Here is a 19913-nt window from a genome sequence, read left to right as displayed (position 1 = left end):
TAGCACCCCTTCCTATTCATCATCTGATAAATCATCAAATCCAAAATCATCAGTTTCTTCAAAATCAATATCGAAGTCTTCATCCTCCGGTTCTTCTTCCACGTCTACCAGTTCTTCACCCTGGAATTCCTGTTCTGTGTATCCATGCTCACCGAAATCATCATCCTGACGGTATTTTCTGTCTCCCTCAATCAATGAACGGAAATCCGTTTCACCCATATCAGCTGTTTCCATGATCTCTACTTCTGTATTGTCATCACGCAGCACGCGAACATCCAGCCCCAGAGACTGTAATTCTTTCAGTAATACCTTGAAAGACTCAGGAATTCCCGGCTCAGGAATATTCTCACCTTTAATGATCGCTTCGTATGTCTTTACACGTCCGATCACATCATCGGACTTCACTGTCAGGATCTCCTGCAGTGTGTAGGATGCACCGTATGCTTCCAGTGCCCATACCTCCATCTCTCCGAAACGCTGACCACCAAACTGCGCTTTACCACCTAATGGCTGCTGTGTAACCAGAGAGTAAGGACCTGTAGAACGTGCATGGATCTTATCATCAACCAGGTGATGCAGTTTCAGATAATGCATGTGTCCGATCGTTACCGGGCTGTCAAAATACTCACCGGTACGTCCGTCACGAAGACGTACTTTACCGTCCCTTGAGATCGGAACACCTTTCCACAGTTTTCTGTGCTCTCTGTTCTCATACAGGTAATCCAGAACTTCCGGAAGAAGTTCTTCCTTATGCTTTGCTTCAAACTCTTCCCAGCTTAAGTTGACATAGTCATTTGCCAGGTCAAGTGTATCCATAATATCATTCTCATTGGCACCGTCGAATACCGGCGTTGCGATATTGAATCCCAGTGCTTTTGCAGCCAGAGACAGGTGAATCTCCAGAATCTGACCAATGTTCATACGTGAAGGCACACCCAGCGGATTCAGAACGATATCCAACGGACGTCCGTTCGGAAGGAATGGCATATCCTCTACCGGAAGTACACGGGAAACAACACCCTTGTTACCATGACGTCCGGCCATCTTATCACCAACAGAGATCTTTCTCTTCTGCGCGATATAGATGCGAACAGACTGATTGACTCCCGGAGACATCTCATCTCCGTTTTCTCTGGTAAATACCTTAGCGTCAACAACAATTCCATATTCTCCATGCGGAACCTTCAGGGAAGTGTCTCTTACTTCACGAGCCTTCTCGCCAAAGATTGCACGAAGCAGTCTCTCTTCTGCAGTAAGCTCGGTCTCTCCCTTCGGAGTCACTTTTCCGACCAGAATATCTCCGGCACGTACTTCAGCACCGATACGGATGATTCCTCTCTCATCCAGATTCTTCAGCGCATCATCTCCGACACCCGGAATATCACGGGTGATCTCTTCCGGTCCCAGTTTGGTATCACGTGCTTCTGCTTCATATTCTTCAATGTGTACGGACGTATATACATCATCCTGTACCAGTCTTTCACTTAATAATACAGCATCCTCGTAATTGTAACCTTCCCAGGTCATGAATCCGATCAACGGATTCTTTCCAAGTGCCAGCTCCCCGTTGGATGTAGACGGTCCATCCGCAATTACATCACCGATCTCAACTCTGTCACCTTTGAATACGATTGGTCTCTGATTGTAACAGTTGCTCTGGTTACTTCTCTGGAACTTAGTCAGCTTATATTTCTTAAGATTGCCATCATCCTGACGAATCGTAATCTCTGTAGATGTAGAGCGTTCTACTGTACCGCCCTGTTCCGCAACTACGCAGACACCCGAGTCAACCGCAGCTTTTTCCTCCATACCTGTTCCGACAGCCGGTGCCTCTGTCATAAGAAGCGGCACTGCCTGACGCTGCATGTTGGATCCCATCAGCGCACGGTTCGCATCGTCATTCTGCAGGAATGGAATCAATGCAGTTGCGACAGAGAATACCATCTTAGGAGATACATCCATGTAATCAAACATCTTTCTTTCGTATTCCTGTGTCTCTTCGCGATAACGACCGGATACATTCCTGTGAATAAAATGTCCTTCTGCATCCAATGGCTCATTCGCCTGTGCTACATGGTAATTATCCTCTTCGTCTGCCGTCATATATACAACTTCGTCCGTAACGACCGGATTAGCCGGATCATCATGATTGATCTTACGGTACGGAGCTTCAATAAATCCATACTGATTAATTCTTGCATAGCTTGCAAGAGAGTTGATCAGACCGATGTTCGGACCTTCAGGAGTCTCAATCGGGCACATTCTTCCATAGTGAGAGTAGTGAACGTCTCGTACCTCAAATCCGGCACGGTCTCTTGACAGACCGCCAGGTCCAAGTGCAGACAGACGTCTCTTGTGTGTCAGCTCACCAAGCGGATTGTTCTGATCCATGAACTGTGACAGCTGAGAGGAACCAAAGAATTCCTTTACAGCGGCTGTAACAGGCTTAATATTGATCAGTGACTGTGGAGAAATACCTTCCAGATCCTGCGTCGTCATTCTCTCACGAACCACTCTTTCCAGTCTGGAAAGACCGATTCTATACTGATTCTGCAAAAGCTCACCTACGGAACGGATTCGTCTGTTTCCAAGGTGGTCGATATCATCATCATTGCCAAGTCCATATTCCAGATGCATATTGTAGTTGATGGAAGCCAGAATATCTTCCTTCGTAATATGCTTCGGAATCAGATCATGGATATCTCTCTTAACTGCATCCTTCAACTCATCGATATCCCCGGCGGTCTCTTCCAGAATTCCTGCAAGCACCGGATAATATACCTGCTCGGTAACTCCGACTTCCTTTGGATCAATATCAACGATGGCATCAATATCCACCATCATATTAGAAAGAACCTTGATATTTCTCTCTTCATCTTCACGCGCAATCCATACATACGGAACCGCATTGTTCTGAATCTGATCCGCGATTGCTCTTGTTACTTTTGTTCCTGCTTCCGCTACAATCTCCCCTGTCAGCGGACTTACAACGTCTTCTGCAAGAATCTGTCCCGAGATACGATTCTTTAATGCCAGTTTTTTATTAAATTTATATCTTCCTACTTTTGCAAGGTCATAACGTCTTGGATCGAAGAACATACTTGTAATGAGACTCTCGGCACTGTCCACTGCAAGCGGCTCACCCGGACGGATCTTCTTATACAGTTCCAGAAGTCCTTCCTGGTAGTTCGTAGCAGCATCCTTTTCAAAACTTGCGAGAATCTTCGGTTCCTCACCGAACAGTTCCACAATCTCAGGATTCGTACCAATTCCCAGTGCTCGAACCAGCACCGTAATCGGCACCTTTCTTGTTCTGTCTACACGTACATAAAAAACGTCATTGGAATCCGTCTCGTATTCCAGCCATGCACCACGATTCGGAATTACTGTAGAGGAATACAGCTTCTTTCCTAATTTGTCATGTGCGATTGCATAATATATACCAGGGGAACGAACCAGCTGACTTACAATAACACGTTCGGCACCGTTGATCACGAACGTACCGGTGCTGGTCATAAGCGGCAGGTCACCCATGAATATTTCATGCTCATTAATTTCATCAGTCTCTTTGTTATGAAGTCTTACCTTCACCTTTAATGGTGCAGCATAAGTAGCATCACGCTCTTTACACTCATCAATCGTGTATTTCACGTCATCTTCACACAATGTAAAGTCAACAAATTCCAGGCTCAGGTGTCCACTGTAGTCTGTAATCGGCGAAATATCATCAAATACTTCATTTAATCCTTCATCCAGGAACCACTGATAAGAATCCTTCTGGACTTCAATTAAGTTAGGCATCTGAAGAACTTCTTTTTGTCTGGCATAACTCATGCGTGAACTTTTTCCACTTTTAATGGGACGAATTCTGTTTTTCTCCATATTGACGTTTCACTCCTCATTTATTTTTTTGTTGGGCTTAGAGCTGCCCATATAACTTGCAGAGTCTCCGAAAACAGCACTCCCCGGCTGTTTTCTTGCGTTAGTATGGCATAGCTTTCCACAATAGCGCATTTTTTACTATAGCACAAAGTACGAGAACTTGTCAACATCTTTTATTACTAAAAATCACCTTACATATAAACGCTAATGGCACAGGCGTGTATAATTTGTAATAGAAAAAGACCGCTCCGCAATCGGAACGGTCCTGTCATACCTGAAATAATTATTTAAGCTTAACTTCTGCGCCTTCAGCTTCCAGTTTAGCTTTAATTTCCTCAGCTTCTGCCTTAGAAACGCCTTCTTTAACTGCCTTAGGAGCTTCGTCAACTAATGCTTTAGCTTCTTTTAATCCAAGTCCTGTGATTTCACGAACAACTTTGATTACTTTAACCTTAGATGCACCTGCTGCTACTAATTCAACATCAAACTCATCTTTCTCTTCTGCTGCTGCAGCTCCATCACCAGCTGCTGCTGCAACTACTACACCTGCTGCTGCAGAAACACCAAACTCTTCTTCACAAGCTTTTACAAGTTCATTTAACTCTAATACAGATAATTCTTTGATAGCATCAATAAATTCAGCTGTTGTTAATTTTGCCATTTTATTTTCCTCCATTATACAATATTTTTCATTTTGTAACTTTTGTTACTTCAAATTCAGGCACATGCCTGTCGGTTCGGATTACTCCTCTGCAGCTGCTGCTTCTTCAGCCGCCGGAGCCTCTGCTCCGTCTTTTTCTGCGATCTGATTAAGAACGCGTGCCAGGTTAGCGATAGGTGACTGCATACTTCCAAGCAATCTGGACATTAATACTTCTCTTGATGGGATCTGAGCCAACTCTGTAAGAGCAGCAACATCATATACTGTACCTTCAACTACACCTGCTTTTAATTCAAGCGCTTTTGCATCTTTTGCAAATTTGCAAAGGATTCTTGCCGGAGCTGTCGCATCATCTTTAGAGATCGCGATTGCGCTTGGTCCTTCCAAGTGCTCATCTAATGCTGCAAATTCAGTTCCTTCAAAAGCTCTCTTCATCATTGTGTTTTTGCAGACTTTGTAAGTGACACCTGCTTCTCTTAACTGCTTACGCATCTCTGTATCCTGAGCAACAGTTAATCCACGGTAATCTACCAGTACCACACTGGTAGCGCCCTTGATATCATCTGCAATTGCCTGTACAACTGGTTGTTTTAATTCAACTTTTGCCACGAATGGTGCACCTCCTTATATTATTTTAGGTATGCTGCCAAAAAAACCTCCGCATCCAAAGACACAGAGGTATAAATTCTATTCTCGAATTTAATTCTTCCTCGGTAGGCGTTTTATCCTTACGCTTCACAGCACCTACTGTCTTCGGCAGTTACTTATTTAAAATAGCATAGTAATTTAGTTCTGTCAAGATTATTTTACTCTTTATTTGCGTTCCGCTTACAGCAGTTGTATAATACAGACAATAACCTATAATATCTTATATGTTATATCAATTCAACTATAAGGAGTCTATTATGTTCACCTGGAAAAAATATGTTTACGAAGTATATCGGGAAAAAAGCTTTTCCAAAGCCGCACAGAATCTTTACATCAGTCAGCCTTCCCTGAGCGCACGCATCAAAAAGATCGAACAGCAGATCGGTTTCCCTCTGTTCGACAGAAGCACCAGCCCTCTCCAGTTAACAGAAGTCGGCGAGGCATATATCAAAGCTTCCGAGGCAATCCTTCAGATTGAGCACCGTATGGAGAATTACATTAATAATCTAAGTACACTCAAAACCGGCAATCTTGCACTGGGTGCCAGCAATCTGTTTGCCGCATATGTACTTCCGGGACTGGTCACACGTTTCAAGCAGTCTTTTCCGGATGTCAACATCCAGGTCACCGAGGGAAACACCACGCAGCTGGAAGCCATGCTGGGCAACAACTCCCTCGACTTTGTCATTGACAACTATCATTATGACAGCACCTTATATAACAAAGAACTGTACTGCCGCGAAAACATTCTCCTGGCAGTGCCCAAGCACTTTTCCCTCCATCAAGGTCTGGAGGAATACCAGCTCTCATACAACAGCATCAAAAACAAAAGCTACCTGAATGAATCATATCCCGCCGTCCCACTGGCAGCTTTTTCCGAACTTCCTTTTATCATGCTTACTCCAGGCAATGATACGCGCCTTCGTGGAGACCGGCTGTGCCAGGAAGCAGGCTTCCACCCCAACATTATCCTGGAACTGAATCAGCAGGCTACCGCTTACATGGCAGCTTCCACACAACTCGGGGCAACCTTTATCAGTGATATTCTTGTCAGCCAGCTCCCTTCTTTTGAAAACCTTGTATATTATAAACTGGACGGAGAAGCAGCCAGAAGACAGGTATTCTTTTATTTCAAAAACCACAAATATAAAACCCGCGCCATGGAAGAATTTCTCTCCATGATGCGTATACAAACGAAGGACGGGAAATAAATCCCCGTCCTTCGTCATTTACATTTTATATACTTTTGCGATCAATTTAAACAAGCTTCATTGGGTTGATCTTTACACCAGGTCCCATAGTAGAAGTAAGTGTCACGCTCTTTAAGAACTGACCTTTTACTGCTGCCGGTCTTGCCTTGTTGATAGCATCGATAAGCGTCTGGAAGTTGTCCGCAAGCTGTTCCTCTGTAAAGGAAGCTTTACCTACTGGCACATGGATAATGTTTGTCTTGTCAAGTCTGTACTCAATCTTACCGGCTTTGATCTCCTGGATAGCTTTTGCTACATCCATTGTAACTGTACCAGCCTTCGGGTTTGGCATAAGTCCCTTAGGTCCAAGTACACGACCGATACGTCCAACTACACCCATCATATCTGGTGTAGCAACTACAACGTCAAATTCAAACCAGTTTTCTTTCTGGATCTTCTCGATCAGTTCCATTCCTCCAACATAATCTGCTCCTGCTGCCTTTGCTTCATCAGCTTTAGCATCCTTAGCAAATACAAGGATACGAACCTTTTTACCTGTTCCGTGCGGCAGAACTACTGCACCACGAATCTGCTGGTCAGCGTGACGTCCGTCACATCCGGTTCTGATATGAGCTTCAATAGTTTCATCAAATTTTGCTACTGCAGTCTTTTTAACTAATGCTACCGCATCTGCTACCTCGTAGAGTGTTCCTCTGTCGATTGCTTTTGCAGCTTCAACGTATTTCTTTCCTCTTTTCATTTATAAAACCTCCTAGTGGTAATGGCGGGATAACCCTCCCACAATTCTTCATTTACAATTATTCTACAACAGTTACACCCATGCTGCGGCATGTTCCCTCGATCATGCTCATAGCACTCTCAAGTGTAGCAGCATTCAGATCCGGCATCTTTGTCTTTGCGATCTCTTCAACCTGAGCCTTTGTGATCTTAGCAACTTTTGTTTTGTTTGGAACACCTGAACCAGACTTGATGTTGCAGGCCTTTTTAATCAGAACTGCTGCCGGTGGTGTCTTTGTAATGAAGCTGAAACTTCTGTCATTGTAAACTGTAATAACTACAGGGATGATCATATCTCCCTGATCTGCTGTTCTTGCGTTGAACTGCTTTGTAAATTCCATAATGTTTACACCGTGCTGACCAAGAGCAGGTCCAACCGGTGGTGCCGGAGTTGCTTTGCCGGCAGGAATCTGTAACTTAATATAACCTTCTACTTTTTTTGCCATTTTAATTACCTCCTTGTGGTGTTGGCGGGAACAGTGTCCCTCCCACGTTTTTGTTTTACTTCTCCCACAGTGCCAGCTCGATTACGCTTCGCTTCATCTCGCTGAGGGCTTGCGCCCTGTACGATTCCCATCATATGTCTGCCTGCGAGCGAGCTCGCGCAGCCAATGATGTAAATCGTGCACTGCTTGTAGCAATTACATCTTTTTAACTTCTGCGAAACCAATTTCAACCGGGGTCTCGCGGCCGAAGAGCTCAACATTGATCGTAAGAGTCTGTTTCTGCATGTTGATCGACTGAACAACGCCAACCGTATCTGCCCATGCTCCGGCAATCACCTGAACAGTATCGCCTTCCTCATAATCTACCACAATGTTCTCTCGTTTGATTCCAAGTGGCGCCATCTCAGCATCTGTAAGCGGTACTGGTTTGGATCCAGGTCCTACAAACCCTGTCACACCTCTTGTATTACGAACAACATACCATGTATCATCGTTCATAATCATATGAATCAGTACATAACTCGGGAACATCTTTCTCTGAGAAACCTTCTGGACACCGTTTTTCGTCTCAACAACGTCTTCCAGAGGAACTCTGACTTCCAGAATCTGGTCTTCCAGATGTCTGTTTTCAATCGTCTTCTCAATGTTGGCTTTTACTTTGTTCTCGTACCCTGAATAGGTATGAACTACGTACCATTTTGCCTCTGACATAAACTCACCTTTCTTGCCTGCAGTTTATCAGCTATTTTACTAATAAATCCACTCCGTACTGGGTGAGAAAATCAATGATCGCAATGATTGCTCCCACAACTACGGATACAGAAACTACTGCCGCCGTCTGTTTTGCAACTGTCATTTTATCTGGCCAAATGATTTTTTTAAACTCTTTGCTTAGACCTTTGAACCAGCTTTGTTTCTGAGTTTTGTTACTACTCATTGACATTCACTCCTTTGCAGCGACTATTTTGTCTCTTTGTGCAATGTGTGTTTCTTGCAGAATCTGCAGTACTTCTTGGTCTCCATGCGTTCAGGATGAGATTTCTTATCCTTTGTCATGTTGTAGTTACGCTGCTTGCATTCTGTACATTCCAATGTGATTCTTGTACGCACAACTTCCACCTCGCTTTATAATCTTAGTTAACGTGTTTCTTGGTAGCTTGCGAGGCTACCTGATTTTAGGCATAAAAAAAAGACCTACTTCCATTCGCTAGGATAGTGTATCATACCCAGCTTCAAAAAGCAAGTCCTTTTCTCGGTTTTTAGAATAATCCAGTGATCTTTCCTTCCGGATCTACATCAATCCTCTCTGCTGCAGGTACCTTCGGGAGACCCGGCATCGTCATGATGTCACCTGTCAGCGCCACGATGAATCCGGCTCCTGCAGACATCTTCAGATTACGTACCGTTACATCAAAGTCTTTCGGAGCACCAAGCTTTGTCGGATCATCTGTCAGACTATACTGTGTCTTCGCCACACAGATCGGCGCATTGCCAAATCCAAGATCTGTAAGCTGCTTTGCCTGCTTCTGAGCTGCAGGTGTCAAAACTGCCTTTCTGCCTCCGTATACCTTCTGCACGATCTGATCCAGCTTTTCTTCGATCGTTCCATCCAGTTCATAACTATAATGGAAGTCATTTGGTTCTTCACACAGGCGAATCACTTCCTGCGCAAGCTTCTCTCCACCTTCGCCGCCTTTGGCCCATACTTCAGACAATGCTACATTTACTCCGACTTCTTTACATTTTGCTTCTACCAGATCCAGTTCTGCCTTTGTATCTGTCGGGAATGCATTGATTGCCACAACGCACGGAAGTCCATATACATTCTTGATGTTGCTCACATGCTTCATCAGGTTCGGAAGTCCTTTTTCCAATGCTTCCAGATTCTCCTGATTCAACTCCGCCTTTGGAACTCCGCCGTTATACTTCAGAGCACGTACTGTTGCTACAATCACAACTGCATCCGGATGAATTCCAGCCATACGGCACTTGATATCCAGGAACTTCTCAGCACCCAGATCAGCACCGAATCCTGCCTCTGTGATTGCATAATCAGAGAGCTTCATTGCCATTCTCGTTGCCGTTACAGAGTTACATCCATGTGCAATATTCGCAAATGGTCCGCCATGAACGATCGCCGGCACATGCTCCAGAGTCTGTACCAGATTCGGCTTTAATGCATCCTTCAAAAGTGCACACATCGCACCTTCTGCATGAAGATCATGCGCGGTAACCGGTTTCTGTTCAGATATCTTTCCATAAGTATATCCTACAATGATACGCCCCAGTCTTTCCTTCAGATCCGTAATATCTTTAGACAGGCACAGCACTGCCATGATCTCGGAAGCAACTGTAATATCGTATCCATCTTCTCTCGGAACTCCATTAACTCTTCCGCCCAGTCCGTCTGTCACAAAACGAAGCTGTCGGTCATTCATGTCTACGCAGCGTTTCCATACGATCTTTCTCGGATCGATGTTCAATTCGTTACCCTGATAGATGTGATTATCAAGCATCGCTGCAAGAAGATTATTCGCCGCTCCGATCGCGTGAAAATCTCCTGTAAAATGGAGATTAATATCTTCCATCGGAACTACCTGCGCATATCCGCCGCCGGCAGCACCTCCTTTAACGCCAAACACCGGTCCCAGGGATGGTTCACGCAGAGCAACCATCACCTTCTTATCCAGTCTCTGCATAGCATCCGCAAGTCCTACCGTCGTTGTCGTCTTCCCCTCTCCCGCCGGAGTCGGATTGATTGCCGTTACAAGTACCAGTTTCCCGTCTTTTCTGTCAGATTGCTTCAGTAGATTATAATCAATCTTCGCTTTATATTTTCCGTACTGCTCCAGATATTCATCTGCGATTCCTGCCTTCCTTGCAATCTCTGTAATTGGTTCCATTGTACATCCCTGTGCGATTTCGATATCGGTTTTCATCTTTTTACTTCCTCCTTTGGAATATCATTTGTTTGCAGATACATCCTTCTTCATTCTTCCAGGATCATGAAGACATTCTCATAGTCTTTGTCAGAACAAAAAAGGACAACATTTATCACGCTTGATAAATGTTGCCCAGACGGTCGGCCTTTACAAATTCTGATTCCCCTGTGGTACTCCACAATTATCCGTCAGTAACCAGAACCCTCAATTATTTCATATCATATTATATGTATTTCAAAATGTCAACTACAAATTCCTTTTTCCTTAAGATCGACGTGCAAAAGGATCTTTCTTTCCGATACGGAATTCTCTTTTCAATGCATGCATCACCATTCTGGATCCGATATCTACAATATTAAAACCAAGCGCTATCGCCAGACAGGTTGCAAGCAATACGACCGTTTCATTGAATGCCAGCGGTATGTCTCTTGTCAGACATCCATACATCATATAGTACAGATTCGGTCCTGGAATCAGCGGAAAGACCGGAGCTGTCAGGAAAATCGTAGACGGTGCTTTGTTAATCCTTGACATAATAAACGCATATGCTGCCACAAAAACTGCCGCAATCAGTGTAGCAAGAAAATTACTCGGCTCTATCTCAAATACAGCAAGATAAATTGCCCATGTAAAGAACGCACCGACACTGGAATAAAAGACCTGTCTTCCGCGAACCTGGAACCACAGTGCAAATCCGGTACAAGCGATCGTACAGGAAACCAGCTGCACAGTAACACTGTGTGCGATGATGAATCCATCCGAAGATACACCATCCAGTATCAGCATGGCAAATGCGATTCCGAATACAATACCCGCTGCTCCAAGCAGGGAGTTCATAATATTCAGGAATCCGGAGATAAAGTCTCTCTGCAGAAGATCACGAATTCCGTTCGTAATTCCCAGAGCACTGATCAACAACATTACGATACCGATCATAATACGGTCCGGATGTTCGCCAATTCCCATGCGGACCATCAATATGATGATTACCTCCGCCATAAATGCCAGAATTGTATTATAGAACATCAGATTGCTTTCACGCTTACTCAGCCACTTGCCAACGGCAACAATCATCAAGGATACAACGGTTGCCACAATCGCGTCCATAAAGTTACATCCAAAAAATACCGCGAATCCAGTACCACCCATCACACCCGCAAAGTATTTTACAGCCGGATGTTGTCTTTTTCGATTCATTACTTCCTGATATTTTCTTTGGAGTTCCTCCGCATCCGGTTTATTCTGACAGACATATCTGGACAGATTGTTCAGATAGTCCAGTCTGTCGCAGTCAAGTTCTGTGGATTCAATATGACGGATCTGTGTAATGATCTCACCGTCCGGTGTCTCAATTGTGATCTGAATGTTGCTCGGGATCGCATACACATCATATCGCTTACATCCATAAGCTTTACACATTCTGTAAAGACTGTCTTCCAGTCTGAAATTTTCCGCTCCACTCTCCAGCATTGCTTCTCCAATATCGAGAATCCCCTGTAAAATCCTGTTATAATCCATATTCATGTCCTCTCAATCCCCTGTATAAAGTCTCAAATCATCTTTTCCAAAAGTCACATTATGAATAATAACATGGATTTTTAAGTTGTCAATCTGTTTTTTGTAAAGAAAAAATGAAATTTTCTTATGTTAAAATTACAATCATTTATATTTCTAAACAGCTATCCCCTTACACTTCCAAAAAAAGGGATTGCTGCATAATATATTCATGTCATCCTGATATTATGCAACAATCCCTTTTCATCTCACATCATATAATTCTAAGCTTCTGAGAATTCGTCTTTTCCTACCTGACAAAGTGGGCATACAAAATCTTCCGGTACGTCTTCCCACTTGGTCCCCGGTGCGATTCCGCCTTCCGGATATCCAGCTTCTTCATCATATTCCCATCCGCATACATCACATACATATTTCATAAGTTGTCTCTCCTTTTCTCTAAATAATCTTTGTTTGCTGTACCTATTATAAGCCTCTCGAGTTTCAAAAACAACCCGCCAAGTCTTACAATTTTATAAATTTTCCGAACTGTCATTTCAAAGACGTCTTCTGCTTCTTAAATAGACAACAATAACTTTGCAGCAGTCCCGTTCTTATTATTGTTCAAAAGTCAGACGCATCTGATACCAGACAGCGCCGCCATGCACTGACCCGGACACTCCTTCATGTCGAAAGCCAAACTTTGCATAATAGTGAACCAGTTTGTCCTTACACGTCAGAACAAGTCCCGCTTTTCCACGTTCTCTGGCATCTGCAATTGCCCGTTTTAAAAGCTTTTCCGCACATCCCCGCCTGCGGTATTCCGGGATGGTATCAACTCCGAAGATCATCTGCCATCTTCCCTTCGGATCATGCATATCTGCTTTTTTGTACATCTCATCCGCCAGGTCTGGCTCGTCTGTAGCCATGCCATTAACAAATCCAACCAGCACTTCTCCGTCATATAAAAGCCAAAAACATTCCGGATATGCCGCCAGACGCTCTCTGAATTCCTGCTCTGTTGCTGCTTCTGCAGCCGGAAAACAGATCGCCTCAACCTCCGTCACCGCTTTTACATCTTCTATTGTTGCATTTCTGATGAACATGAGTCTATCATCCTTTCTAAGCTTTATCTATGCTTCTGCATTGGCCGGTAACGCATCGACAAATGCGAGCAAATCACGCATCGTTCCGGAATAATCCGTCTCATACGCAAGATTATTATTATTTTCCATGGTATCCGTAACCAGGAACGTCTGAACGCCAAGCGCACGGATCGCCAGATCTTCCTTCACAATCTGATCTGCCAGCGGTGTTGGAGAAGTTGATGCTTTCGCCTGGTTAAACGCATTCCCATAAAATTCCAATGCGATTTCCCTGGATCTGTCCCCTTCGACCGGAAGTTTTCCTTCCATAGCCTTCCAGAATGCCTCTTCATTCGTACAACTTCCGTCATTATTCACCATGGAATAATATCCTTTCCATACCGTTTCAATAAATGACGACGGTTCTACCGGAACTCCCTGCTCTATATATGCCTTTGCATGCAGAGGCATATAATAGGATACAAATCTATACTGTTCTGTACCCGTCTCTCATATTTATCATTTCAAACATTATGGATTACATCTACCGCAGGGATCATATCCCTCCTGCATCAGTGCCTCGCGGCTCTCGATCACTTCTTTTTTATTCTGTTCTTTTATGGTATCGACACTTGCACAATCCGGTCTGTGGAATTTTTTCGTATTCGTATTCAAAACATACGTTGTCTCTTCGGAACCTGTACTGTTCTGAACCGTCTTCTGCGATTCCTGCTGTTCCTTTCTTTCCACTTTTCTTTCTTCCGCCAGTTGGACTTCTGCCTCGGCATCTTCAGATCTTTCGCTTTCCCCGTCCGAATAATCGATCGTAATTCCCGGCTGCACATTATAACAATATACATTGAAGCAGATCCCTTTTCCATCATCTTCCACAGACTTTGCCTCAATCTGCACACCCACTGCAACCAGGTCATCTCCCTCATACACCGGAGTAACTCTGTACAGCACATGGTATCCGGTCTCTTCCACAAAGTCTGCAACCATATTTTCAAATGGCAGCATCCCTTCCACATTCAGATAGCGTGTTCCGGTAATCAGATTCTCCTCATTTGCATTCTCTCCTGCAAGCTGATATCCGATCAAATGGCAGCGATTGTACAGATAATTGCCATCGATCAGTTCATTGTATTTTACCGTATGCCATCCGGAAGGCCACACCATTCCGATAGCGCCCCTTTCTTCTGTAGGCATAATCTCCTGGCAGATATTCGCATACGCCTCGCCGCATCTTCCCAAGTCATCCAGTTCGCTGTACTCTTCAAACGTTTCCGTTGTCAGATCCGCTTCCGCGAATTCCGGCTCATTCTGGTTCACTGTCACATATGCATCTCCGGAATATTCCGGGACCGAATTAACATCCCCGGCATCTTCCGTTCCTGCGGCAATCGTTCCATCCTCCGCAGCTTCCTGTCGGCTTTCTTCCTCCGCCTCTTCCGGAATCATAGAGTCCGTTTCTTCTGCCTGTGTATTCGTCTGTGCGGAAGTATCTTCACTCTCACTCCCACATCCTGTCACGAACAGACTGAACGCTAACAGACAGACAATGAACCATCTATTTGTATATTTCTTTTTCATAATCCCTGACTCCTTCATACCTTTCTTCCAAACATTACTTTCATTATTCCTCCACATGATCCAGAAGTCAATCCCCAATTACATCAATTATATATACTGTAAAGCACGGAACAAATGGATCTACATCGGATGCATTATCCTCTTTCAATACTTGAATCCCCGTTCTAAAATTGGTATTATGGATACAAATAATAATTGCTAAAAAAACTGTATTATGCATAAAAGGGAACAAAACGATGAATAAAATGGGTGGAGCTGTAAAAGAACTATATCGTATGGATGAATTAGCCGCACGAGACACGTGGCTGAATCGGCTGCATCCATTAACCAAATTACTTGCCACCCTGTTCTATATTATCATCACGGTATCTTTTTCCCGCTATCAGTTATCCTCTGTTCTTTTGATGGCTGTCTATCCGGTCGTTCTGTTCATCATCGGCGATATTTCTTTTTCATACAGCATTCGAAGACTCTGGATCGTACTTCCGCTCGTCTGTCTGGTGGGAATCTTCAACCCTTTTTTTGACAGACAGCCTGTATACTACATACGGGGGCTTCTGATTACCGCCGGTATGATCTCTATGGCCACCCTGATGCTGAAAGGAATACTATGCATACTGGCATCTTATCTTTTCATTGCATCCACCAATATTGAAAGTATCTGCTACGCACTCCGTATGCTGCATCTCCCTTCGATTCTGGTTACACAGATTCTGCTCACTTACCGATACCTTTCTTTACTTCTTTCCGAAGCCGGAAAGCTCGCAGATGCGTATTCTCTTCGAGCCCCGGGGCAAAAGGGGATTTATATCAAGGCCTGGGGATCCCTTGCGGGAGGACTTCTCCTTCGAAGTATGGACCGGGCATCCGCATTATATGAAAGTATGGTTATGAGAGGATATACCGGAGAATTTTATTATGGACAGAAAAAGAGACTCCGAAAACAGGACATCACCTATCTTCTGGTCTGGACTGCTGTATTTGCTGCCATAAAATACTTTTAGAATATTATAACGAGAGGAACCCAATCCATGAGTCACATACATATAGATCTGGAAAATGTTTCATTTGAATACGAAAAAGGCCGAAAGATATTAGACCATATCACCTTCACTGCACATGAGCATGACTCTATCGGTCTGATCGGAGCCAATGGCGTTGGAAAGTCTACGCTCTTAAAGCTTCTGGTTGGTCTGAATCTGAACTACAGCGGAAGTATCCGGGTGGAAGAAATACCCGTTGAGAGGGATACGCTTCCAAAGATCCGCGAGCGTATCGGATACGTCTTTCAGGATTCTGACAACCAGCTATTTATGCCGACGGTATATGAAGACATTGCCTTCGCGCCACGCAATTACGGACTTCCCGAATCCGAGGTCCACAGAAGAGTACTCCAGGCTCTGGATGCCGTCCATATTCCTTTCCTCAAAGACAAGCCAATCTATAAACTGTCGGGTGGAGAGAAAAAGCTGGTCTCCATTGCAACCATTCTTTCCATGACTCCGGACATTATCCTGATGGATGAACCATCCATTGCACTGGATCCAAAGAACCGCAGAAACCTGATCCACATACTGAATCAGTTCGATCATCTCAAGATCATAGCATCTCATGATCTTGACCTGATCCTGGATACCTGTAATCGCACGATATTGCTCAGCAATGGCAGGATTGCAGCTGATGGAGACACTTCTGCTATTCTGACCGACCAGAACCTCCTGGAAAAAAATGGACTGGAACTGCCTCTCTGCCTGCAAAGGAGGCAGTAGGGAACTTCTCAGTCCATTCCGTTATACATGCCAATATCCGGCGTCTATATTCCGATTACGCTGCTTTTTTGCTTTCGAATCTGTGCAGTAATGTTACCATCAGCGGACACAGGATTGCTGTTACAATAATTGCAGCAGACACCTGAGCTGTTGCAGCATCACTGACCTGTGTAGAGATGACACCTGCTGCTGCCAGTGCCGCCGGTGTAGCTGCTGCATTTCCGGCTGTAGTACCAATCGCCGCACCGATTGCAGGTGATTTCATCTTCAACAGCTTATATACCAGATATCCGATACCACCTGTAATAATCGTACACAGTACTCCAAGTACGATTCCCGGAACACCGGCGATTACGAAAGAAGACAGTGTCAGGTTAGCTCCTAACGGGAATGCAAAGAACGGAATCAACATAGATGCTCCCGGTTTGCAGAAATCACGGATATCAGTATCCAGATTGCCAAGAATCACACCTGCAAGGATCGGAATGATACATCCGATCAGTGTGTTGATCGGAACCGCATATCCTGCTGCTCCAAGTGCAAGCATCGTAAAGAACGGTCCATCATTGATCGCAAGGATAGATACAACACCAACGTCGGTCGCATCCCCATATTCACCTGCAAGTGCTGCATAGATTCCTCCATTGGAATTCGCAAGTGCCGCAATGATTGCCATCGGTGCAATTCCAAGGAAACCTGCTTCTCCAAAAACTGCGCCTACCAGTAATCCACATCCCATACCTACGAGTACTTTTGTTGCCGTCAGAACTACACCTTTGTAGATTGTCACACCGGCTTCTTTGAAATTGATCGTGGTTCCATTACAGAACAAAAACGCTGCAAGAATCGGAATAGCTCCTGTTTTCCACAGATTTGTAGTAAATGTTCCATCAAAATATTCAAAGAAAAATGGGAAAAATGTATTTACGATCACCCCCAGTAAAAGTGGTACGATCATCAATCCTCCTGGTATCTTTTTTACAGTCTGCATAATTTTCATTGTGCTATTCCTCTCTTTCAATCACTTTTAATTTTCTCAATCCGTATGTAATTGCATCCGGCTTTCCGAATGCACCTGCTTTTGTAACAATGGAGAGCCCGTCATAATCTCCTCCGACGATCTTCATCTTCGGGATTCCGACCGCAATCTCTTCTGTTATAAAAGATCCTTTTGCCTTGATCCGGTTCAGGAATCCGATCGCAGTATCTCCGCCAGTCAGAAATACACCGGATACTTTACATTCCTTCAGAATGGTCTCCCCGATCACACCCAGTACTTCCTGCGTATACTCACTGATCTGCATCAAAGTCATGCCCTTTCGTTCTCCTGCTGCCACAGATCTGTCAATCTCGCCCCGATCATAAGACGCACTGCTGTGAAGAATCACATCCCTGCCTTCTTTTAACAGTGTAGTCACCTGTCTGCTGTATTCTTCTGCAGACGCTTTATCTTCCAGCATGGCCGGTATATCTACAGATACCAGATACTTTCCTGCTTTTTCCGCTTCCTTGATCTGTTCCCTTGTTACATTGCTGACGCTTCCGCAGATACAAAGCGCCGGTGCAGCCTTTTGTACCTGGTCCATAAGTGCTTCTGCAATTGCTGCAGATCCTACCCACAGAATCTTTTTCTCTGTCTTCAACGCTTCTGAGATAATGATCTGCATATCCTGGTTTTCTTTTGCATCAAATGTGTAGATTCTTGCTTCATTCAGTTCAAATCCACTTCTAACACGATCCAGCCCTATATGTATCACCGGTTCATCGTATACTTTTTTCAGTATTTCGGATAACGAATCGACTGCTACCGGCTTCTTGGGATCCATTCCGATCTCGGTCTCTGAGATTGGGACACCATTCAACATATGGATTCCACCTTCTGTGGTTCTTCCCACATCTGGAAGTGCCGGTGCAAATATAATCATTTCACTTTTGTAATGATCATCGATTGCTTTTATCTCTTCTGCAACATTGCCCCGAAGCGTAGAGTCTACCTTTTTGATCACATATCGATAGTCCGAAAAATCCACCTTTTCCATCAGAGAATTCACATAACGATAAGCCTCTTCATTCTCCATTCCTCTACTCTCTGTATCCAGGACGACCGAGGATGGAATTGCATTCATGTCTTCCGAATGAAATACTACCGATATATCGATTCCACGGTTTTTCACCTGAACTCCCGTGTCATTTGAACCGGTAAAATCATCTGCGACAATCAGATATTTCTCGCTCACAATATATCCTCCTACTTTCTGTTCTTTGCCAGACGAATGGCATAATCAATCGAATTCATCAGGCTTAATTCATTAGCCTGTCCGGTGCCTGCCTGATCAAATGCCGTGCCATGGTCAACGGATACCCTGATAATCGGAAGGCCGAGTGTAATATTCACACCTTCAACAGCTTCCCATACCTGTGCTTCTCTGTCATAAACAAAACCTACAACTTTCAATGGAATATGTCCCTGATCATGATACATTGCAACAACAATGTCGTACCATCCGCCTCTTGCCTTTGAAAATATCGTATCTGGAGGAATTGGTCCTTCTGCCTGAATTCCTTCTGCATTGGCAGCATTAATTGCCGGAATGATCTCTTCGATCTCTTCTCTTCCGAACAATCCGCCTTCTCCGCTATGCGGATTCAGCCCTGCAACACCGATTTTTGGATTGGCGATTCCCAGCTGTCTGCAGGCATCATACGCAATTCGAATTACTTCCAGTACTCGCTCTTTTTTTACACGATCACAGGCCTCTCTCAGGGAAACATGTGTGGATACATGGACAACCCGCAGATCTCCCAGCGCAAGCATCATCGTATAGCTCTTTGTACCTGTATACTCTGCATACACCTCTGTATGACCTGAATAATGATGACCGGCAAGATTAATTGCTTCCTTATTAAACGCATTTGTAACGGTTGCATCCACCAATCCCTGCTTTGCAAGCTCTATTACCTTTACTACATACTGGAATGCTGCTTCTCCGGCCTCTTTACTCACTTTTCCAAGCTCAAGCTTTTCCGGATCCACCAGTCCCATATCCAGAACATCTATGGTTCCATATTCAAAAACAGCTTCTGAAACGTTGCTGATCTTATGTAATTTTAAATGCTCAGTCCCTACCGTTTTGCGTGCCTTATCAAGCATTCCAAGATCGCCTACAACCAATGGTTTTGATTCCTGATAGATACTCGGATTATTCAGTGCTTTTAATGTAATCTCCGGTCCGATACTTGCCGGATCACCCATCGTAATACCAATAACTGGTCTTTCAACTGCCATTTTTCTTCTCCTTTTTTTCAATATGCATATTGTTTCTTTACAAAACATAATATATCGTTCCCTGGATTGATTTTCTTCTTGCAAATCGCTATAATATGTTTATATTTGAAACATTATTC

The 19913-nt window shown here is 44.1% G+C and carries 20 protein-coding genes, 1 riboswitch and 1 other annotated feature; of the genes, 3 read left to right on the top strand and 17 right to left on the bottom strand.

What is annotated here, in order from left to right; translation table 11 throughout:
* Positions 1 to 12: 12 nt before the first annotated feature.
* The 3 genes from JQM82_RS06005 to rplJ form a co-directional block, all read right to left on the bottom strand.
* Complete coding sequence (locus JQM82_RS06005) at positions 13 to 3882, bottom strand: DNA-directed RNA polymerase subunit beta (RefSeq protein ID WP_235249149.1); 3870 nt, start codon at positions 3880 to 3882, stop codon at positions 13 to 15.
* A 283-nt stretch (positions 3883 to 4165) separates the two neighbouring features.
* Positions 4166 to 4543 carry a 50S ribosomal protein L7/L12 gene (gene rplL / locus JQM82_RS06000; RefSeq protein ID WP_235249148.1) on the bottom strand — a complete coding sequence of 126 codons (378 nt, stop codon included), beginning with the start codon at positions 4541 to 4543 and terminating at the stop codon, positions 4166 to 4168.
* An 81-nt stretch (positions 4544 to 4624) separates the two neighbouring features.
* A complete protein-coding gene (gene rplJ, locus JQM82_RS05995) occupies positions 4625 to 5152 on the bottom strand; it encodes a 50S ribosomal protein L10 (protein ID WP_235249147.1) in 528 nt (175 codons plus the stop codon).
* A gap of 31 nt (positions 5153 to 5183) precedes the next feature.
* Positions 5184 to 5318 (bottom strand) — a sequence feature (ribosomal protein L10 leader region).
* A 130-nt stretch (positions 5319 to 5448) separates the two neighbouring features.
* Between rplJ and JQM82_RS05990 the strand changes: the two genes are divergently transcribed.
* On the top strand, positions 5449 to 6402 hold the full coding sequence (locus tag JQM82_RS05990) for a LysR family transcriptional regulator (RefSeq protein WP_235249146.1): 954 nt from the start codon (positions 5449 to 5451) through the stop codon (positions 6400 to 6402).
* Between the two features lie 46 nt (positions 6403 to 6448).
* Here the strand turns inward: JQM82_RS05990 and rplA are convergent, their stop codons facing one another.
* The 11 genes from rplA to JQM82_RS05935 all read right to left on the bottom strand — a co-directional run bounded on the left by rplA (position 6449) and on the right by JQM82_RS05935 (position 14739).
* Positions 6449 to 7141, bottom strand: a complete 693-nt coding sequence (rplA, locus tag JQM82_RS05985; protein ID WP_235249145.1) for a 50S ribosomal protein L1 — start codon at positions 7139 to 7141, stop codon at positions 6449 to 6451.
* A gap of 58 nt (positions 7142 to 7199) precedes the next feature.
* Positions 7200 to 7625 (bottom strand): 50S ribosomal protein L11, encoded by a 426-nt coding sequence (gene rplK / locus JQM82_RS05980; protein WP_235249144.1) that lies wholly within the window; start codon positions 7623 to 7625, stop codon positions 7200 to 7202.
* Between the two features lie 195 nt (positions 7626 to 7820).
* On the bottom strand, positions 7821 to 8336 hold the full coding sequence (nusG, locus tag JQM82_RS05975; RefSeq protein ID WP_235249143.1) for a transcription termination/antitermination protein NusG: 516 nt from the start codon (positions 8334 to 8336) through the stop codon (positions 7821 to 7823).
* A 31-nt stretch (positions 8337 to 8367) separates the two neighbouring features.
* A complete protein-coding gene (secE, locus tag JQM82_RS05970) occupies positions 8368 to 8568 on the bottom strand; it encodes a preprotein translocase subunit SecE (RefSeq protein ID WP_235249141.1) in 201 nt (66 codons plus the stop codon).
* Between the two features lie 17 nt (positions 8569 to 8585).
* Positions 8586 to 8735 (bottom strand): 50S ribosomal protein L33, encoded by a 150-nt coding sequence (gene rpmG / locus JQM82_RS05965; protein WP_028086482.1) that lies wholly within the window; start codon positions 8733 to 8735, stop codon positions 8586 to 8588.
* A gap of 149 nt (positions 8736 to 8884) precedes the next feature.
* Positions 8885 to 10564, bottom strand: coding sequence for a formate--tetrahydrofolate ligase (locus JQM82_RS05960; protein ID WP_235249140.1), 1680 nt, complete (start codon positions 10562 to 10564; stop codon positions 8885 to 8887).
* 126 nt (positions 10565 to 10690) lie between these two features.
* Positions 10691 to 10773, bottom strand: a riboswitch (ZMP/ZTP riboswitch).
* A gap of 58 nt (positions 10774 to 10831) precedes the next feature.
* On the bottom strand, positions 10832 to 12085 hold the full coding sequence (locus JQM82_RS05955) for a threonine/serine exporter family protein (protein WP_235249139.1): 1254 nt from the start codon (positions 12083 to 12085) through the stop codon (positions 10832 to 10834).
* 260 nt (positions 12086 to 12345) lie between these two features.
* On the bottom strand, positions 12346 to 12501 hold the full coding sequence (locus JQM82_RS05950; RefSeq protein ID WP_235249138.1) for a rubredoxin: 156 nt from the start codon (positions 12499 to 12501) through the stop codon (positions 12346 to 12348).
* 177 nt (positions 12502 to 12678) lie between these two features.
* Complete coding sequence (locus tag JQM82_RS05945) at positions 12679 to 13167, bottom strand: GNAT family N-acetyltransferase (protein WP_235249137.1); 489 nt, start codon at positions 13165 to 13167, stop codon at positions 12679 to 12681.
* Between the two features lie 27 nt (positions 13168 to 13194).
* Positions 13195 to 13617: a hypothetical protein gene (locus JQM82_RS05940; protein WP_235249136.1), complete on the bottom strand. Its 423-nt coding sequence runs from the start codon at positions 13615 to 13617 to the stop codon at positions 13195 to 13197.
* 60 nt (positions 13618 to 13677) lie between these two features.
* A complete protein-coding gene (locus JQM82_RS05935) occupies positions 13678 to 14739 on the bottom strand; it encodes a DNA/RNA non-specific endonuclease (RefSeq protein WP_235249135.1) in 1062 nt (353 codons plus the stop codon).
* Between the two features lie 236 nt (positions 14740 to 14975).
* Here JQM82_RS05935 and cbiQ point away from each other — a divergent pair, with 236 nt between their 5' ends.
* Positions 14976 to 15743, top strand: a complete 768-nt coding sequence (cbiQ, locus tag JQM82_RS05930) for a cobalt ECF transporter T component CbiQ (protein WP_235249134.1) — start codon at positions 14976 to 14978, stop codon at positions 15741 to 15743.
* A 27-nt stretch (positions 15744 to 15770) separates the two neighbouring features.
* Entirely contained in the window at positions 15771 to 16508 is a 738-nt protein-coding gene (locus JQM82_RS05925; protein ID WP_235249133.1) for an energy-coupling factor ABC transporter ATP-binding protein, read from the top strand.
* 55 nt (positions 16509 to 16563) lie between these two features.
* Here the strand turns inward: JQM82_RS05925 and JQM82_RS05920 are convergent, their stop codons facing one another.
* From JQM82_RS05920 to pdxA, 3 genes are read right to left on the bottom strand one after another with little or no spacing between them, the layout of a single operon-like run.
* The gene (locus tag JQM82_RS05920; RefSeq protein ID WP_235249132.1) at positions 16564 to 17508 is read right to left on the bottom strand and encodes a 2-keto-3-deoxygluconate permease; all 945 of its coding nucleotides are present in this window, start codon (positions 17506 to 17508) and stop codon (positions 16564 to 16566) included.
* A gap of 4 nt (positions 17509 to 17512) precedes the next feature.
* Positions 17513 to 18745 (bottom strand): four-carbon acid sugar kinase family protein, encoded by a 1233-nt coding sequence (locus JQM82_RS05915; RefSeq protein ID WP_235249131.1) that lies wholly within the window; start codon positions 18743 to 18745, stop codon positions 17513 to 17515.
* 11 nt (positions 18746 to 18756) lie between these two features.
* Complete coding sequence (gene pdxA / locus JQM82_RS05910; RefSeq protein WP_235249156.1) at positions 18757 to 19761, bottom strand: 4-hydroxythreonine-4-phosphate dehydrogenase PdxA; 1005 nt, start codon at positions 19759 to 19761, stop codon at positions 18757 to 18759.
* Positions 19762 to 19913 lie beyond the last annotated feature (152 nt).

Origin of the sequence: Faecalicatena contorta (assembly GCF_021531995.1) — a bacterium.
In the GTDB taxonomy this organism is placed as follows: Bacteria; Bacillota; Clostridia; order Lachnospirales; family Lachnospiraceae; genus Dorea_A; species Dorea_A contorta_A.
The sequence above is the reverse complement of the archived record's forward strand: the minus strand, read 5'-3'. Positions and strand labels throughout refer to the sequence as shown.

Coding starts and splice junctions, on each gene's coding strand:
- JQM82_RS06005 (WP_235249149.1), bottom strand. CDS start 3,882: ATGGAGAAAAACAGAATTCGTCCCATTAAAAGTGGAAAAAGTTCACGC.
- rplL (WP_235249148.1), bottom strand. CDS start 4,543: ATGGCAAAATTAACAACAGCTGAATTTATTGATGCTATCAAAGAATTA.
- JQM82_RS05990 (WP_235249146.1), top strand. CDS start 5,449: ATGTTCACCTGGAAAAAATATGTTTACGAAGTATATCGGGAAAAAAGC.
- rplA (WP_235249145.1), bottom strand. CDS start 7,141: ATGAAAAGAGGAAAGAAATACGTTGAAGCTGCAAAAGCAATCGACAGA.
- rplK (WP_235249144.1), bottom strand. CDS start 7,625: ATGGCAAAAAAAGTAGAAGGTTATATTAAGTTACAGATTCCTGCCGGC.
- nusG (WP_235249143.1), bottom strand. CDS start 8,336: ATGTCAGAGGCAAAATGGTACGTAGTTCATACCTATTCAGGGTACGAG.
- secE (WP_235249141.1), bottom strand. CDS start 8,568: ATGTCAATGAGTAGTAACAAAACTCAGAAACAAAGCTGGTTCAAAGGT.
- JQM82_RS05960 (WP_235249140.1), bottom strand. CDS start 10,564: ATGAAAACCGATATCGAAATCGCACAGGGATGTACAATGGAACCAATT.
- JQM82_RS05955 (WP_235249139.1), bottom strand. CDS start 12,085: ATGGATTATAACAGGATTTTACAGGGGATTCTCGATATTGGAGAAGCA.
- JQM82_RS05950 (WP_235249138.1), bottom strand. CDS start 12,501: ATGAAATATGTATGTGATGTATGCGGATGGGAATATGATGAAGAAGCT.
- JQM82_RS05945 (WP_235249137.1), bottom strand. CDS start 13,167: ATGTTCATCAGAAATGCAACAATAGAAGATGTAAAAGCGGTGACGGAG.
- JQM82_RS05940 (WP_235249136.1), bottom strand. CDS start 13,617: ATGCCTCTGCATGCAAAGGCATATATAGAGCAGGGAGTTCCGGTAGAA.
- JQM82_RS05935 (WP_235249135.1), bottom strand. CDS start 14,739: ATGAAAAAGAAATATACAAATAGATGGTTCATTGTCTGTCTGTTAGCG.
- cbiQ (WP_235249134.1), top strand. CDS start 14,976: ATGAATAAAATGGGTGGAGCTGTAAAAGAACTATATCGTATGGATGAA.
- JQM82_RS05925 (WP_235249133.1), top strand. CDS start 15,771: ATGAGTCACATACATATAGATCTGGAAAATGTTTCATTTGAATACGAA.
- JQM82_RS05920 (WP_235249132.1), bottom strand. CDS start 17,508: ATGAAAATTATGCAGACTGTAAAAAAGATACCAGGAGGATTGATGATC.
- pdxA (WP_235249156.1), bottom strand. CDS start 19,761: ATGGGTGATCCGGCAAGTATCGGACCGGAGATTACATTAAAAGCACTG.